The sequence below is a fragment of the Streptomyces ferrugineus genome, from assembly GCF_015160855.1.
GTDB lineage: Bacteria > Actinomycetota > Actinomycetes > Streptomycetales > Streptomycetaceae > Streptomyces > Streptomyces ferrugineus.
The window spans coordinates 5768352-5783218 of the sequence record NZ_CP063373.1; the positions used below are offsets into that span (position 1 = coordinate 5768352).

11 protein-coding genes are annotated in these 14867 nt (G+C 72.2%); 6 read left to right on the forward strand and 5 right to left on the reverse strand.

Features of this window, described 5'->3' with window-relative positions:
- Window positions 1–5: 5 nt before the first annotated feature.
- Window positions 6–806, reverse strand: a complete 801-nt coding sequence (locus IM697_RS26065; RefSeq protein WP_194038536.1) for a crotonase/enoyl-CoA hydratase family protein — start codon at window positions 804–806, stop codon at window positions 6–8.
- 165 nt (window positions 807–971) lie between these two features.
- On the opposite strand from IM697_RS26065, the gene IM697_RS26070 reads away from it, so the two are divergent.
- From IM697_RS26070 to IM697_RS26080, 3 genes are all read left to right on the forward strand, one after another.
- Entirely contained in the window at window positions 972–2600 is a 1629-nt protein-coding gene (locus IM697_RS26070) for an acyl-CoA synthetase (protein ID WP_194038537.1), read from the forward strand.
- Between the two features lie 116 nt (window positions 2601–2716).
- Window positions 2717–4585, forward strand: a complete 1869-nt coding sequence (locus tag IM697_RS26075) for a sulfatase (protein ID WP_194038538.1) — start codon at window positions 2717–2719, stop codon at window positions 4583–4585.
- A 144-nt stretch (window positions 4586–4729) separates the two neighbouring features.
- Window positions 4730–5152: a hypothetical protein gene (locus tag IM697_RS26080; protein ID WP_194038539.1), complete on the forward strand. Its 423-nt coding sequence runs from the start codon at window positions 4730–4732 to the stop codon at window positions 5150–5152.
- 36 nt (window positions 5153–5188) lie between these two features.
- On the opposite strand, the gene IM697_RS26085 is transcribed toward IM697_RS26080, so the two are convergent.
- The 3 genes from IM697_RS26085 to IM697_RS26095 are packed head-to-tail and all read right to left on the reverse strand — an operon-like array spanning window position 5189 to window position 9601.
- Complete coding sequence (locus IM697_RS26085; RefSeq protein WP_194038540.1) at window positions 5189–6460, reverse strand: cation:proton antiporter; 1272 nt, start codon at window positions 6458–6460, stop codon at window positions 5189–5191.
- A gap of 6 nt (window positions 6461–6466) precedes the next feature.
- Complete coding sequence (locus tag IM697_RS26090) at window positions 6467–6952, reverse strand: cation:proton antiporter regulatory subunit (RefSeq protein WP_228044172.1); 486 nt, start codon at window positions 6950–6952, stop codon at window positions 6467–6469.
- 51 nt (window positions 6953–7003) lie between these two features.
- Window positions 7004–9601, reverse strand: a complete 2598-nt coding sequence (locus tag IM697_RS26095; protein WP_228044173.1) for an AMP-binding protein — start codon at window positions 9599–9601, stop codon at window positions 7004–7006.
- A gap of 385 nt (window positions 9602–9986) precedes the next feature.
- Between IM697_RS26095 and IM697_RS26100 the strand changes: the two genes are divergently transcribed.
- The 3 genes from IM697_RS26100 to IM697_RS26110 all read left to right on the forward strand — a co-directional run bounded on the left by IM697_RS26100 (window position 9987) and on the right by IM697_RS26110 (window position 13811).
- Entirely contained in the window at window positions 9987–11027 is a 1041-nt protein-coding gene (locus IM697_RS26100) for an iron ABC transporter substrate-binding protein (RefSeq protein ID WP_194038542.1), read from the forward strand.
- 111 nt (window positions 11028–11138) lie between these two features.
- Complete coding sequence (locus tag IM697_RS26105; RefSeq protein ID WP_228045026.1) at window positions 11139–12689, forward strand: ABC transporter permease; 1551 nt, start codon at window positions 11139–11141, stop codon at window positions 12687–12689.
- Between the two features lie 75 nt (window positions 12690–12764).
- The gene (locus tag IM697_RS26110; RefSeq protein WP_194038543.1) at window positions 12765–13811 is read left to right on the forward strand and encodes an ABC transporter ATP-binding protein; all 1047 of its coding nucleotides are present in this window, start codon (window positions 12765–12767) and stop codon (window positions 13809–13811) included.
- Here IM697_RS26110 and IM697_RS26115 read toward each other — a convergent pair.
- Window positions 13783–14667, reverse strand: a complete 885-nt coding sequence (locus IM697_RS26115; protein ID WP_194038544.1) for an alpha/beta fold hydrolase — start codon at window positions 14665–14667, stop codon at window positions 13783–13785. The two genes, IM697_RS26110 and IM697_RS26115, sit on opposite strands and share 29 nt — an antisense overlap.
- Between the last annotated feature and the right edge of the window lie 200 nt (window positions 14668–14867).

Here is a 14867-nt window from a genome sequence, read left to right on the forward strand (position 1 = left end):
CCTCCTCAGGAACGCTTGTAGACGGGCGGCCGCTTCTGAGCGAAGGCGCGGGCGCCTTCCTTGGCGTCGGCGGTGTCGAAGATCGGCCAGCCTCGCCCCAGTTCGGCGGCGAGGCCGTCCGTCTCGGTCATCTCGGCGGTGTCGTAGACCGACGCCTTGACGGCCTCGACGGCCAGTGGACCGCAGGCGTTGATCTGCTCGGCGATCTCCAGCGCCCTGGTCAGCGCCGTGCCGTCGGGCACGACATGCCCGATGAGGCCGATGTCGGCGGCCTCGCGGGCGCTGTACGGGCGTCCGGTGAGCAGCATCTCCAGGGCGTGGGTGCGCGGGATCTGGCGTTGCAGCCGGACCGTGGAGCCGCCGATCGGGAACAGGCCGCGCTTGACCTCGAACAGGCCGAAGGTCGCCGACTCGCCCGCGACGCGGATGTCGGTGCCCTGGAGCATCTCGGTGCCGCCCGCGACGCAGTACCCCTCGACGGCGGCGATCACCGGCTTGCGGGGGCGGTGGTGGCGCAGCATCGCCTTCCAGTGCAGGTCGGGATCGGCCTTGAGCCGGTCGCGGTACTGCTCCCCCGCCATGCCCTGCCCGGCCAGGGCCTTGAGGTCCATGCCCGCGCAGAACGAGCCGCCCGCACCGGTGAACACGATCGAGCGGACCGTGTCGTCGGCGTCGGCCTCGAGCCAGCCGTCGTAGAGGCCGACGAGCATGGCCAACGAGAGCGCGTTCTTGGCCTGAGGCCTGTTGAGCGTGAGCACCAGTGTGGCGCCCTCGCGCTGCACGGTGAGGTGTTCCGTCCCACCCATCGCCCATCTCCCCTCTGAAAGAACGAGAACAGGTTGCAGGAGGCGCCGGGGCACTTCAAGGGTTTTCTGACAGGTAGTCAGATTTCTTGTGCGCGGACCCTTCACAGTTGTGCCGCCCTTTGCTCTGATGACCGGCACCGGTGGAGAGCGAGGGCAGGAGGAGCGGTGGAGTACAACCTTGCCGACCTGTTCGAGTCGGTCGTCGACGCGGTGCCGGACCGCGAGGCGCTCGTGTACATCGACCATCCCGGCACGGGTGCGGAGCGCCGTCTGACGTACGCCGAGCTGGACGCGGCCGCCAACCGGATCGGGCACCATCTGATCGACAGCGGGATACGCCCCGGCGAGCATCTCGGGCTCCACCTCTACAACGGCATCGAGTACCTCCAGACGGTGCTGGGCTGCCTGAAGGCGCGGATCGTGCCGGTCAACGTCAACTACCGCTACGTGGAAGAGGAGTTGGTCTACCTCTACCGGGACGCCGATCTGGTGGCCCTGGTCTTCGAGGCGGAGTTCGCCGACCGGGTGGCGGCGGCGCTGCCACGGGTGGACGGGCTGCGGCACCTGGTGCGGGTGGGCGGTGCGACGCCCGGTGCGGCCGAGGCACCGGTCGTGCCGGCCGTGGCCTTCGCGGACGCCGAGGCGGCCGGATCGCCCGAGCGGGGATTCCCGGCGCGGTCGGCGGACGACCAGTTCATCATCTACACCGGCGGCACCACCGGGATGCCCAAGGGCGTGATGTGGCGCCAGGAGGACCTGTTCTTCTCGGGCCTGGGCGGCGGCGCGCCGACCGGTGAGCCGGTGCGGAAGCCGGAGGAACTCGCCGAGCGCGTGGCGGCGAGCGGCGACGGCATCACCTTCTTCCCGACCGCCCCGCTGATGCACGGGACGTCCACGCTGACCGCCTTCATCGGCTTCAACTTCGGCCAACGCATCGTGATCCACCGCAAGTTCGCGCCGGAGGACGTCCTTCGCACCATCGAGAAGGAGAAGGTCACCAGCGTGTCGCTGGTCGGCGACGCGATGCTGCGGCCGCTGGTCGACGCGCTGAGCGGGCCTCTCAAGGGCACGGACTGCTCGTCGATGTTCAGCGTTTCGTCGTCCGGGGCGATCATGTCGGACACGGTGCGCCGGCAGTTCCAGGAGCTGGTCCCGAACGTGATGCTGCTGAACAACTTCGGCTCCTCCGAGTCCGGCTTCAACGGTACGGCGACGGAGGACTCCGGGCCCGAGCGCGGATTCCGCATCCGCGTCAACTCCCGTACGCAGGTGGTCGATCCGGCCACCCATGAGCCGGTCGCCGTGGGTGAGGTGGGCCGGGTCGCCCAGTGCGGCCATGTGCCGCTCGGCTACTACAACGACCCGCGGAAAACCGCCGAGACCTTCTTCGAGAAGGACGGCGAGCGCTGGGTGCTGCTCGGCGACATGGCCACCGTCGACGACGAAGGTGTCGTCACCGTGCTGGGGCGCGGCTCGCAGTGCATCAACACCGGGGGCGAGAAGGTGTACCCGGAGGAGGTCGAGCAGGCGCTCAAGTCCCACCCCGATGTGTACGACGCGCTGGTGGCCGGGGTGCCGGACGCCAGGTGGGGGCATCATGTGGCGGCGGTGGTGCAGTTGCGGACGGGCGCGGTACGGCCCTCCCTGGAGGACGTCCAGTCCCACTGCCGCACCCATCTCGCGGGCTACAAGATCCCTCGCCAGCTGGTGATCACGGACGTGATCCGGCGCTCGCCGAGCGGCAAGGCGGACTACCGGTGGGCTCGGGAGGTCGCGGCGGCTGCGGACGGGTGAATTCCGGGCAGGTCGGATTGAACCTAAGGTGACGTGCGGACGTACTCGTGGTGGCAGGCCCGGTGATCGGGCGCTGTTCGCCATGCCATCGCAAGACCGCACGGGAGGTCCTCCGGGTGTCGCAGGAGGCAACAGAGGCAGCAACACGGGAGTCGGAAGAAGCGGGGACGCCAGGGGCGGTCGATACGGCGGAGGCGGACAGCGGTGACGACGCTGTCTCGTCGGCCGACACAGACTCGTCCGCCGACACGGCCCAGGCGTCGGAGACGTCGGAAGCCGCCGATGAGCCTGAGGCCGCCCGCCCCGCACAGCCGTCCGGCTCCACGCCCCGCCCCGGCTGGTTCGGCTGGCGGCGCCGCTTCCCCCGTACGGCACAGGGCGTCGCCGTCGGCACGACCGTGCTGGCCGCCGCGCTCCTGCTGTTCGCGCTCCTCGTGCCCAACCGTCTCGAACGGCTCGGGCCCGACGCGTTCTTCCGCCTCCCGGCCGAGGGGATCCTGCTGGCGGGGCTGCTGCTGGCGGTGCCGCCGCGATCACGGCGGCTGTTGTCGGTGGCCTCGGGGGTGTTCCTGGGTCTGCTCACCGTCCTGAAGTTCGTCGACATGGGCTTCTACTCGGTGCTGGCCCGCCCCTTCGACCTGGTCCTGGACTGGATACTGCTGGACGACGCGGCGGAGTTCGTCCGGGAGTCCTTCGGCCGCACCGGACAGGTGCTCGCGGTGGTCGGGGTGATCGTGCTGCTCGTCGCGGTGCTCGTCCTCATGACGCTCGCGATGGTGCGCGTGACGAACCTGATGGTCCGCCATCGTGCCGTCGCCACCCGCACGACCCTGGTCCTCGGCACCGCGTGGATCACCTGTATGACCCTGAGCATCCAGATCGCCGGCGTCCCGCTCGCCACCAAGGGCAACGCCGAGTTCGTCAACAACCGCATCGACCAGGTGCAGGCGGGCCTCAAGGACGGCCGGATCTTCGAGAAGCAGGCGTCCGTCGACGCCTTCGCGAAGACACCGCCGGACCAGCTCCTGACGGGGCTGCGCGGCAAGGACGTGCTGTTCACGTTCATCGAGAGCTACGGCCGGGTCGCGATCGACGACCCGGCGATGGCACCGCAGATCGACGCGGCGCTCGAGGAGGGCACGAACTCGCTCAAGGCGGCCGGGTTCCAGTCCCGCAGCGCCTGGCTGGAGGCACCGGTGACGGGGGCGGGCAGCTGGCTCGCCCACTCCACGTTCCTCTCCGGCCTCTGGATCAAGAACCAGCAGCGGTACCGGAGCCTGACGACCAGCGACCGCGCGACGCTGAACAGCTACTTCCGCAAGACGGGGGCGTGGCGCACGGTCGGCATCGTGCCGGGTGTGCGGCGGGCCTGGCCGGAGGGCAAGTTCTTCGCGCTCGACCACATCTACGACTCGGAGCACCTGGGCTACCAGGGCCCCTACTTCAGCTGGACGCCGGTGCCCGACCAGTTCAGCCTGGAGGCGTTCCAGCGGCTGGAGCACGGCAAGAAGAACCGCGACCCGATCATGGCGGAGATCATCCTGGCCTCCAGCCACAACCCCTGGTCCCCCATCGCCCGCATGGTCGACTGGGACGACCTCGGCGACGGCTCGGTCTTCCACCAGATCAAGAAGGAGGGCACCGACCCCAAGGAGGTCTGGCAGGACCCCGAGCGCGTGCGCACCGAGTACCGCCGCGCCATCGAGTACTCCCTGGACAGCCTCACCGAGTGGGTCGAGCGCTACGGCACCGACGACACGGTCCTCGTCTTCCTCGGCGACCACCAGCCGGTGCCGACGGTCACCGCCGGCAGCACGAGCAAGGACGTCCCCGTCACGATCGTCGCCCGCGACCCGAAGGTCCTCGACCGGATCGCCGAGTGGAACTGGACGGACGGCCTCAAGCCCGCCGAGAACGCCCCGACCTGGGGCATGGACCGCTTCAGGGACCGCTTCCTGACGGCGTACGGGCCGCAGGGGGGCTGAGCGGAGAGGGCGACGGCCGGCCCGTTCGGGTGACGCGCAACGGACGCAGCCCGTCCGGCGTAGCAGCAGGCGACGGTGCACGGGTGGCGTACCTACGGTCGCAAGGAGAGGTCGTCGCGACCTCAGGACCGAAAGGGAACGCCCGTGAGAAGACGCGTCCACGCGATATGCACGACCGCGATCACCGTTCTCGCCATGGCCGGCCCGGCGGCCCACGTGGCGCACGCCCAGGGCGATCTGGACTGCCGCGACTTCGCCTTCCAGGAAGACGCGCAGGCCGAACTCGACCGCAATCTCAGCGACCCGCACCGGCTGGACCAGGACCAGGGCAGGGACGACGACATCGCCTGCGAGAGGCTGCCGCACCGGGGCGCGGCCGTCGCCCCCGTCCACACCCCGCCGCCTCTTCCCACCCGCTCGCCTCTCCCCACCCAGGGGGTGAGGGGCGGACTGGGCGGCAGCTCGGGGCCGGCGGACTTCGAGATGGCACTGGGAGCCGGCCTGGCGGTCGGCGCGCTGGCGCTGACCGCCGGCTTCGTCGTGTACCGGCGTCGGCTCCACCGCTGAGCACGCGCTCCCGGCCGTGACGGACCGTCCGCGGGATCATGACCGGCCGAGCACGTCCTGCCCGTCGACCGTGTCGTACGCCGCGTCCGCCGCCTCGGTCAGGGCCTCGCCCTCGACGGCCGCGACGCCCGGCGAGGCGGAGCCACCCGTGCGCCGCCGCCTCAGACGCATCGCCACGGGTTCGGTGTAGCGGGCGGTGAGCGGGCCCACGATCACCAGGATCAGCACGTACGCGGTGGCCAGCGGTCCCAGGGACGGCTCGATGCCGGCGGTCACCGCGAGCCCGGCGATGACGATGGAGAACTCACCGCGGGCCACCAGGGTTCCGCCCGCCCGCCAGCGGCCCTTGACGGAGATCCCCGCACGCTTGGCGGCCCAGTACCCGGTGGCGACCTTCGTGAGCGCGGTGACCACGGCCAGCGCGAGCGCGGGCAGCAGCACCGGCGGGATGCTCGCGGGGTCGGTGTGCAGCCCGAAGAAGACGAAGAACACCGCGGCGAACAGGTCCCGCAGCGGCGCCAGCAGATTGTGCGCCCCCTCCGCGACCTCGCCGGAGAGCGCGATGCCGACCAGGAACGCGCCGACCGCGGCCGAGATCTGGAGCTGCTGGGCGAGTCCGGCCACGAGCAGGGTCAGGCCGAGCACGACCAGGAGCAGCTTCTCGGGGTCGTCGCTGGAGACGAAGCGCGAGATGTGGCGGCCGTAGCGGACCGCGAGCAGGAGGACGAGCCCGGCGGCGCCGAGCGCGATGGCGAGGGTGACGCTCCCCGCCGCGAGACCGGTGCCGGCCAGCAGGGCGGTGACGATCGGCAGGTAGACGGCCATGGAGAGGTCCTCGAGGACGAGGATGCTCAGGATGACCGGGGTCTCGCGGTTGCCGAGCCGGCCGAGGTCGCCGAGGACCTTGGCGATGACGCCGGAGGACGAGATCCAGGTGACGCCCGCCAGGACGACGGCGGCGACCGGGCCCCAGCCGAGCAGCAGGGCCATGCAGGCGCCCGGCAGCGCGTTGAGCGCGGCGTCGACGAGTCCGGCCGGGTACTGGGTCTTGAGGTTGGAGACGAGGTCGCTGGCCGTGTACTCGAGGCCGAGCATCAGCAACAGCAGGATCACGCCGATCTCGGCGCCGATGGCGACGAAGTCCTCGCTGGTGCCCAGGGGAAGCAGGCCGCCCTTGCCGAAGGCGAGCCCGACCAGCAGGTACAGGGGTATCGGCGAGAGCTGGAAGCGCCCGGCGAACCGGCCCAGCAGGCCGAGACCGAGGATGATCGCACCGAACTCGATGAGGAAGACCGCGGAGCTGTGCATCGCGGCTCACTCCCGCCCGAGTATCTCGGCGGCCGCCTCCACGCCCTCACGGGTGCCGATCACGATCAGGGTGTCGCCGCCGGCCAGCCGGAAGTCCGGGGTGGGCGAGGGGATGGCGTCGGCGCGGCGCAGTACGGCCACGATGGACACGCCGGTCTCGGTGCGCATCCGGGTCTCGCCGAGCAGCCGTCCGTTCCAGTACGAGGTGGCGGACAGTTCGACGCGCTCGGCGACGAGGCCCAACTCGGTGGTGGACAGCAGGTTCGGGCTGTGGTGGGCCGGCATCAGCGCGTCGATCAGCGTGGCCGCCTCGGCGGAGCTGAGCCTGACCGACAGCGCGCACGCGTCCGGGTCGTCCGTGCGGTACGCGCTCAGCGTCCGCGAGCCGTCCCGGTGGGCGACCACGGACATGCGGCGTTGCTCACGGGTGGTGAGGTCGTAGCGGACTCCGATGCCGGGCAACGGCGTACTGCTCAGGCGTGGCGCGCCCACGGTTGTCCCCCTGTCTCGGTCAGATGTGGTGTCCGGTTCTCCGACCGAACCCTAACGAGTGCCGGGAGCCTGCACGAACGCGGCCGCTCGCCGCCTGTCGAGCCACCTGGGTGCGCACCGCATCAGGCGGGTCGCCAAGGAGCCGTACATCACGCCGACGGCCAGCGAGACCAGCAGCGCGAGCACGGGCGAGTCGTCGCGGATGTACGGGTAGACGTGGAAATGCGTCAGGTAGATGTACAGCGAGCTGCCCGCCAGCAGCCCCGCCAGCCGGTTGACCGGGTCCAGGCTGGGCAGCACCGGCACCCAGATCAGCAGGGCCAGCCCCGCCACGACGACGACCGTCCGCAGCGACTGGCCCTCAGCCCCGGGGAACAGCCCCGGCACGGTGGCCAGCAGTACCGCTGTCAGCAGCAGCCGCCGCGGCACCGTGCGTGCCCGCGCCGCCGCCCAGCCCAGGGCGAACAGGAAGAACACCACGGTGGGGCTCAGATGGAACCGGACGTGGGCCAGCCCCAGCGGGTCGTACCGGCCGATCACCCCCAGCGCCACCAGGCCCAGCGCGAAACCGAACGGGCTGCGCCGCTCGGCCCGGTCCAGCAGCGGCAGAGCGAGGAGCGCGGTCAGCACGATCAGGAAGTGGACCAGCGCCTCCACGAACCAGTACCGCCACTCGGGGTGCGAATTGTCCTGTGGGAAGAGACTGTTGACCAGCAGCAGGTTGGCGAGGTCGTACTCGCGGGTCAGGGCCAGCGCGAAGGCCAGCCACACCATGCTCGGCACGGCGATGCGCAGGATGCTGCGCCCCAGGGCGCGCACACGGCGCCCGCGCGGGGCGTCGGTGAGGTGGAAGCGGGCGAAGTTGAATCCGGCGACGCCGAGCAGGACATGCGCGCCGCCCTGGACGAAGTAGACGGGTATGTGTGCGCTGACCACGAGGACGATGCCGACGGCCCGCAGGGCGATGCCGGTCTCCAGCGTGCGTCTTCGGCGCGCCGGGCGCGGGGTCGGCGACGGGCCGGGGGCCCGCAACTCGCGGATGGGGGTGGTGTGCCAGTCGGCGGGCAGGGTGCCCAGTGCCTCTTCGAGGCGCAGCGACATCTCGACGTAGGACAGGGAGTCGCCTCCCAGGCCGACGAAGCTGCTGTCCTCGGTGACGTCCCTGCGGTCGAGGATCTCGGCGTACAGGCGGCACAGTTCCTCGGTCGTCGCCTCGCCGGGGCGGTTCCGTGCGCTGTCCCGGGACGGTTCCGCCGCGGGGCGGGTCAGGCGTCGTACGGCCTCGTAGTCGGGCTTGCCCGTGGCCAGCCGGGGCAGATCCGGCACCACGCGGACGCGTATCGCGCGCACCGGCAGTCCGCATGCGTCCGCGACCAGGCGCCGCACTCGCGAGGCGTCCGCCTCCGCGCCCTCCTCGCTCGCCACCGCGACGGCCAGCGCGTCGTCGTCCCCGGCGCAGTACGCGCGCACGCCGTGCCGCTCCAGCAGCCCTTCGACGCGCTGCGGGTCGATGCGCAGCCCGAGGATCTTCGCGAACCGGCTGCGTCGCCCGACGATCTCGTAGAGCCCGTCGGATGCGCGCCGGGCGATGTCTCCCGTGCGCAGTTCCCCGACGGTACGGCCGAGCGCCAGGTCCGCCGGGGTCTCGGCGTAGCCGAGCATGACGTTGGGTCCCGTGTACACGAGTTCGCCGGTGTCCGGCGCGCCGGTGCCGTCCGGGCCGTCCAGCGGCTCGAGCCGGAAGGAACCGCCGGGTATGGGCACGCCGACAGCCTGCGGGCGTTCGGCCGCGCGTCGGGGCGGCAGATAGGCCATCCGGGCCGTCGCCTCCGTCTGCCCGTACATCACGAACAGCTCCCAGCCCGCGCGGCGCCCCAACTCGGCGTATCGCACGACGCGTTCCGGCGCGAGCCGGCCGCCGGCCTGGGTGACGCGGCGCAGCTCGGGCAGCCGCATCCCCTCGAAGCCGACCCGGTCGAGCAGGTCGAAGGTGTACGGGACCCCGGCCAGCACCGTGCCCCGGGCGGCACGGAACAGCTCCCAGAAACCGGCGTCGGCCACGGACCGTCCGGTGACGATGAGTCCGGCACCGCGCAGCAGATGGCTGTTGATGACCGACAGTCCGTAGCAGTAGTGCATGGGCAGGGTGGTGGCGGCCCGGTCGCTGTCCCCGATGTCCTGGTACGAGGCGATGGACTCGGCGTTGGCCTGGAGGTTGTCGTGGGAGAGCCGGACCAGTTTGGGTGAGCCCGTGGAGCCGGAGGTGCTCAGCAGCAGGGCGAGGTCGGGGTGGAGGGTGTGGGCGGAGGTGGGGTGCCGCTCGTCGAGGGCCCAGGTCGTGGTGCCGTTCTCGGCTTGTCGCGGTACGGCGACCACGTCGGGGGCGTAGGCGGCGGTCAGCGATTCGAGGGTGCTGTCGCTGTCGCCGGGGACCAGCAGGAGCGGATGCCCGGCCGACAGGGCGGCGAGGTAGACGACGAGGGCGTCGACCCGGTTGGCCCCGGCCAGCAGCACCAGGCGCCGGGCGGGACCGAGGCGTTCGGCCGTCTCGGCCACGCGCGCGGCCAGTTGCCGGTAGGAGAGCTCTCCGTCCTCAGTGATCAGCGCGGTGCGGTCGCCGAACGCGGCGAGGTTCCGGGCGAACGGCACGGTCCGGGGTTCCGCGCACGGTTGCCCTCCCCCGGCGGTGGTGGCGCCGCCGGGGACGGACGGTCCGGTGGACGGAGGGGCGAACAGGCCGGCGAACCGTTCTCTGACACGTCGTCCGGAGGCCGGACGTGCGGGCCGGAAGGGCGCGAAAGGAGACGGAAGCGGTGGAATGTCCGGGCGTGAGTCGGAGGGGATGGTCACGGGGCGCGCCCTTTCCGCTTCCATGGCGTCGTCCGCTGGTAGCACAGATCACTTGACGGTGAGGTTAGCTTTACCTTATTCATAGCTCGTTCACAAGGTTCCCCCAGCGGCACCAGACAGCCGCTCGCCCTTCTGATTGACGCGACGAGCGCCGCAGGTGGCGAGCCACGCAGGAAGGCAACACATGCGACGCCCCACGGCCCGCCTGATCACCGCGCTCACCGCGATCGGCCTGCTCGTCCCCGCCCTCGCCGCCTGCGGCTCGGACGACAAGGGCGGCGGCTCGGGCGGCGGCGACGACGCCGCGCTGGTCATCTACTCCGGCCGCAACGAGAAGCTCGTCAAGCCGATCCTGGACAAGCTGGAGAAGGCCGTCGGCAGCGAGGTCGACGTCCGCTACGGCGAGAGCGCCGAGTTGGCGGCCCAGATCCTGGAGGAGGGCGACCGCACCAAGGCCGGGCTCTTCTTCTCCCAGGACGCCGGCGCGCTCGGGGCCCTGTCGAAGGAGGGCATGCTGGAGAAGCTGCCCCAGGCCACCCTCGACAAGGTGGACTCCGCCTACCGGGGCGGCGAGGGCGACTGGGTGGGCCTGTCGGGCCGCGTCCGCGTCATCGCGTACAACCCGGACAAGGTCGACAAGGCGCCCGACAGCGTCCACGACGTGGTCAAGCCCGAGTGGAAGGGCAAGGTGGGCTTCGCGCCCACCAACGCCTCCTTCCAGGCCTTCGTCACCGGCATGCGGGTCCTGGAGGGCGACGACGCCACCCGCACCTGGCTCAAGGGCCTGAAGGCCAACGGCAAGACCTACAGCAACAACCTCGCCACGCTGGACGCCGTCGAGTCCGGCGAAGTCTCCCTCGGCCTGGTCAACCACTACTACTGGTACGAGCGGGTCGCCGAGAAGGGCGAGGACAAGGTGGGCGCCAAGCTGCACTTCCTGCCCGGCGGCGACCCCGGCGCGCTGATCAACGTCGCCGGAGCGGCCGTCCTCAAGGACGGCGGGCAGAGCGCGACCGCCCAAAAGGCCGTCGACTACCTGCTGTCGAAGGAGGCGCAGACCTACTTCGCCGAGGAGACCAAGGAGTACCCGCTGGCCGCCGGCGTGACCAGCCCGGTGCGGGACCTGCCCGCGCTGGACTCGCTTCAGGCCCCGGACATCGACCTGAGCAAGCTGGAGTCGCTCCAGGAGACCCTGGCCATGCTCCAGGACGTCGGGCTGGTCTGATCCGACGTGGGCACATCCCCTCAGTCCGTACGGGAGCCGGCCGCCCCGGACACCGAAGGCCGCCCGGCCCGGGTGTCCCCCGCGGCCGGGCTCCGGCGCACCCGCAGAGCCGTGGGACGGCTGCTCCCGGGCGCCGGCCCCGGCGTCCGCGCCACCGACCGCAGGCCTCCGTGGGTGCTGATCGTCCCCGCCTGCGTGGCGGCCCTGTTCGCGCTGCTCCCGCTCGGCTACCTCGCCGTCCGCGCGCTCGAACGCGGCCCCGGATACGCCTGGGACGTCGTCGCCGACGAGCGCACCCTCCAACTCGTCGGCCGCAGCCTGGGCCTCGCGCTCACCGTGGTGGCGGCCTGCCTCGTGCTGGGCGTCTCGCTGGCCTGGCTGACCGTGCGCACCGCCCTGCCCGGGGCCCGCGCCTGGTCGGTGCTGGCCACCCTGCCGCTCGCCGTGCCCAGTTACGTCGCCGCCTTCACCTGGCTGTCCGCCGCTCCGCGGACCGCCGGGTTCGCGGGGGCGGCGCTGGCCCTGACGCTGGTCAGCTTCCCCTATGTGCAGCTGCCGGTCGCCGCGGCGCTGCGCGGCATCGACCCGGCGCAGGAGGAGGCCGCACGCTCCCTCGGGCACGGCCCGTTGAGCACCTTCTGGCGGATCACGCTGCCGCAGCTGCGGCCGGCCGCGGCCGGCGGCGGGCTGCTCGTCGCGCTGTACGTCCTGTCCGACTTCGGCGCGGTCTCACTGATGCGGTACGACACCTTCACCTGGGCCATCCACACCTCGTACCGCGCCTCCTTCGACCGCACCCCGGCCGCCGCGCTGAGCGTCGTGCTGGTGGTGATGACCGTGGCGCTGGTCGCCGCCGAGGGCCGCACCCGGGGCCGCGCGGGCCACGCCAGGACCGGCACCGGCAGTGCTCGCCCCATCGCTGCGGTTCCCCTCGGACGCTGGCGGATCCCGGCCCTCGCGTGGTGCTCGGCGGTGACGGCCGTCGCGGTCGCCTTCCCGCTGGGCACCCTCGGCTACTGGCTGGCCGTCGGCACCTCCGCGACCCGGGACCTCGGCGGGCTCGCCGAGACGGCCTGGGCCACGCTGGGCGTCGCCGCCGCCGGAGCGGCCCTGACCACGCTGCTCGCCCTGCCGGTCGGCGTGATCGCGGCACGCCACCGGGGCCGCGGTGCCCGGCTGCTGGAGCAGGCGGCGTACGCGGGTCACGCGCTGCCCGGCATCACCGTCGCGCTCGCCCTGGTCTTCTTCGCCGTCCGCTACGCCTACCCGCTCTACCAGCAACTCCCGTTGCTGATCTGCGCCTACGCCGTGCTGTTCCTTCCCGTCGCCGTGGCCGCCACCCGGGCCGCCGTACTGCAGGCGCCACCGGTGCTCGAGGACGTCGCCCGCTCGCTGGGGCGACGTCCGCTGCGGGTGCTGCGGGACGTGACGGTGCCGCTGGCCGCTCCGGGCGTCGCCGCCGGGGCCGCGCTCACCTTCGTGGTCTGCATGAAGGAACTCCCCGCGACGCTGCTGCTGCGCCCCACCGGCATGGACACCCTCGCCACCCGGCTGTGGACCGAGACCGGTGCCGGGTCCTTCGCCGCGGCCGCCCCCTACGCCGCGGCACTCATCCTGCTGGCCGCCGTCCCCTCGTACCTGCTGGGCAGGCACCGCACATGAAACCTCCGAGGCAGGCATCGCACATGACTCCCCGAGACAGGCTCCGCACATGACTCCCCGAGACGGGCACCGCCGATGACGAACGACCTCCACATCGAGCAACTGGCCAAGTCCTACGGCCCCGAGGCCCATGTGCTGCGCGGGCTGGACCTCGACGTGCCGGGCGGCGCCCTGGCCGCCGTGCTCGGCCCCTCCGGCTGCGGCAAGACCACCCTGCTGCGCGTCGTCGCCGGATTCCTGCGCGCCGACGCCGGTTCGGTCACCGTCGGGGGACGGCGGCTGACCGGGCCCGGTGTCCAGCTGCCGCCCGAGCGGCGGCGCGTCGGCATCGTGCCGCAGGAGGGCGCCCTCTTCCCGCATCTGAGCGTGGCCCGCAACGTGGCCTTCGGGCTGTCCGGCCTGGACCGGGGCGAGCGGCGCCGCCGCACGGAGGAGATGCTCGACCTGGTCGGACTCGCCGGATACGGCGAGCGGATGCCGCATGAGCTGTCCGGTGGCCAGCAGCAGCGCATCGCCCTGGCCAGGGCGCTCGCCCCGCGGCCCCAGCTCGTGCTGCTGGACGAGCCCTTCAACGCCCTCGACAGCGCGCTGCGCGCCGGCGTGCGGGCCGACGTGCGCGCCGCCCTGCGCGCCACCGGGGCGACGGCGGTACTGGTCACCCACGACCAGCAGGAGGCCCTGTCGACCGCCGACCTGGTCGCGGTCGTACGGCAGGGCCGGGTCGCCCAGTGCGACACGCCGCAGGCGCTCTACCGGCGCCCCGCCGACCCCTGGGTGGCCGGGTTCGTCGGCGACGCCGTCGTGCTCCCCGGCACGGTCGAGCACGGCGGCCGCACGGTCGCCACGGCTCTGGGCACCGTGCCGCTGGCCGCCCCGTCCGAGGGCTCCGGGTCCGGCACGGTGCTGCTGCGGCCCGAGCAGTTGCGGCTGACGGAGGCGGAGCCGGGCGGAGCGCGAGGCACGGTGACCGATGTGTGCTTCTACGGCCACGATGCGAAGGTGACCGTGTCCGTGGCGGGAGTCGACGCCCCCGTCGACGTCCGCGTCGCGGGTCCGGTGTCGGTGCGGCCCGGCGAGGAGACGGGCCTGCGCCTCACGGGCGAGGCCACGCTCCACCGTTGACGGCCGGGGGCGCTCCCCCGCTCCCGTTCAGGAAAGCGACGACGCACCGCACGAACCACTCCGGATCGTCCAGCCACGGATGGTGCCCGGCGCCGGGCTGCACGGCGACTTCGGCGTCGGGGAAGACGTCGGCGGCGCGTCGGGCGAGGCCGGGGGTGGGGGATCCGTCGAGTTCGCCGGCGAGGACGAGGACCGGGGCGGCGAGCCGGGAGAGCTCGGCGCGGGTCCGGGGCGGGTCGTAGGCGCCGTCGGAGCCATAGACGTCGGCGGCCTCGTCGTTGTACTCGTCGTCGCCGAGCGCGTCGTGCTCCTTGGCCGCCTCGTCCCAGCGCCCGTAGAAGAAGGGCACGAAGACGGGGTCGAAGTCACCCGCCCCGGTCAGCCATGCCTCGAACGCGGCGAACGCCTCCGTGAACCAGGGCTCGTCCTCCCGCAACCGGGCGGCGGCCAGCCGTTCCTCCGCCGTGGGCGGCATCCCCAACGCCCATGGTGTCGCGGTCACCAGCGCCAGCCGTGCCACCCGCTGCGGATACCGGGCGGCGTACAACATGGCCAGGCTGCCGCCCGCCGAGTGCCCGAGCACATCCATGTGGGCGAGCCCCATGTGGTCGCGCAACACCTCCACGTCGTCCACCAGGTGGTCGCAGCGGTACGTGGCCGGGTCGGCCGGCACGGCCGAGTCCCCGGTGCCGCGCAGGTCGAGGAGCACGAGCCGCCGGTGCGCCGCCAGTCCGCCGAGGTCGCCCAGGTAGGCGGAGGCCCGCATGGGCCCACCGGGCAGGACGACGAGCGGTTCGCCCTCCCCACGCAGGTGGTAGGCGATCTCGGTCCCGTCGGTGGCGCGGAAGGTCGGCATGGACCCGATCTTGGCCGCCGGGCCGTCCGTTCGGCAACGGGGCAGGTCACGGTTGTGCGGGCAGCCCGCTCGGCGGGCCGCACCGACAGAAAGTGCGGCCCGCCCTCTTGCCTGATCAACGGCCGCCTGGATTACTGATCCCGAAGACCCAGACCGAATGATCGGTCGTCCGGAATGACGCGGTTGGCGAGGGAGAGCTT

Excerpts from the sequence above, each read along its gene's own strand:
- IM697_RS26065 (WP_194038536.1), bottom strand. The coding sequence starts at position 806 with ATGGGTGGGACGGAACACCTCACCGTGCAGCGCGAGGGCGCCACACTG.
- IM697_RS26085 (WP_194038540.1), bottom strand. The coding sequence starts at position 6,460 with ATGCACAGCTCCGCGGTCTTCCTCATCGAGTTCGGTGCGATCATCCTC.
- IM697_RS26100 (WP_194038542.1), top strand. The coding sequence starts at position 9,987 with ATGCGACGCCCCACGGCCCGCCTGATCACCGCGCTCACCGCGATCGGC.
- IM697_RS26110 (WP_194038543.1), top strand. The coding sequence starts at position 12,765 with ATGACGAACGACCTCCACATCGAGCAACTGGCCAAGTCCTACGGCCCC.
- IM697_RS26115 (WP_194038544.1), bottom strand. The coding sequence starts at position 14,667 with ATGCCGACCTTCCGCGCCACCGACGGGACCGAGATCGCCTACCACCTG.